This window comes from Oleiphilus sp. HI0117 (assembly GCF_001635235.1).
The window spans coordinates 1-1,097 of sequence record NZ_LWGA01001155.1 but is presented as its reverse complement, the minus strand read 5'-3'; the positions used below and the strand labels follow the sequence as shown (position 1 = coordinate 1,097).

Annotated in this window: 2 protein-coding genes; both read right to left on the bottom strand. The window is 43.6% G+C overall.

All coding sequences use genetic code 11. The features are described 5' to 3' along the window. Nucleotides 1-72: 72 nt before the first annotated feature. A complete protein-coding gene (gene dnaQ / locus A3757_RS20535) occupies nucleotides 73-771 on the bottom strand; it encodes a DNA polymerase III subunit epsilon (protein ID WP_068509354.1) in 699 nt (232 codons plus the stop codon). Then, a partial coding sequence (locus tag A3757_RS20530; RefSeq protein ID WP_156506457.1) for an RNase H family protein occupies nucleotides 768-1,097 on the bottom strand: 330 nt, incomplete at its 5' end. The genes A3757_RS20530 and dnaQ, both read right to left, overlap by 4 nt.

The following is a 1,097-nucleotide window of genomic DNA, read 5'->3' as shown; positions in this document are numbered from 1 at the left end:
CCGACGCTTAACAAGTTTAGCACTGTGTGTTTTCGTAATTAGCAAAGACTAGCTCTGCTACTTATGAAACACTTATAAGTCCCAAATCACCTGGTCTGATTTCTTTCTAAGTGATTCGAGGTATTTTTCATGAGACGCAGCTTCCTCTGTATTGGCAGCCAGAACAGGTAGAGGCTTGCGTGTACCGGGTAACCTTCGAATACCTCCGGCGCCACCTTCATCTGTCTTTTCCTTATCTAGCAACAAGCTAGTCTGCCCACCACTTAGTAATAAATAAACATCAGCGAGTATTTCGGAATCCAATAAAGCCCCGTGCAGTTCACGGTGACTATTATTGATACCGTAGCGTTTACATAAAGCATCCAGATTGTTCTTTTGCCCCGGATGCTTCTCTCGCGCCATGGCTAGTGTATCTAATACACCACAGTAATTTTCTACCGGAGGGATCTTGTTGACCAAAAGGTTAAATTCGTAGTTGATAAAGCCAACGTCAAACGCCGCATTATGGATAACCAGTTCAGAACCTTTTATATACTCAAGAAATTCTTGGGCAATATCAGCAAACAAAGGCTTATCAGCTAGAAACTCATTCGTTATTCCGTGGACATCTATCGCTTCTTGCTCTACGACCCGCTCTGGATTGATATACACATGGTAGTGATTTCCTGTCAGCTTACGGTCAATCAGTTCGACACAACCAATCTCGATTATCCTGTGGCCAAGCTGAGGATTTATACCGGTGGTTTCTGTATCAAGTACGACCTGCCTCACCCTTCAACTCCATCAATCACATGAACCTTACCAATACTGTCTTTTCGAATAACCGAGTCAACTCCGAGATTGGCAAGCTGGTCAGCCATTTCATTACCTGGATCACCACTATGACCTTTCACCCAAAACCATTTTACCTCATGTGTTGCGACTTGCTCATCCAACGCTTTCCATAGCTCAACATTCTTTACTGGCTTTTTGGCTGCAGTTTTCCAGCCATTTTTCTTCCAACCTTTTATCCACTCAAGCATCCCTTTGCGCATATATTGGGAGTCGGTATGTAAGTGAACAACACTAGGTTTCTTTAAGCTTTCGAGCGCCCGAAT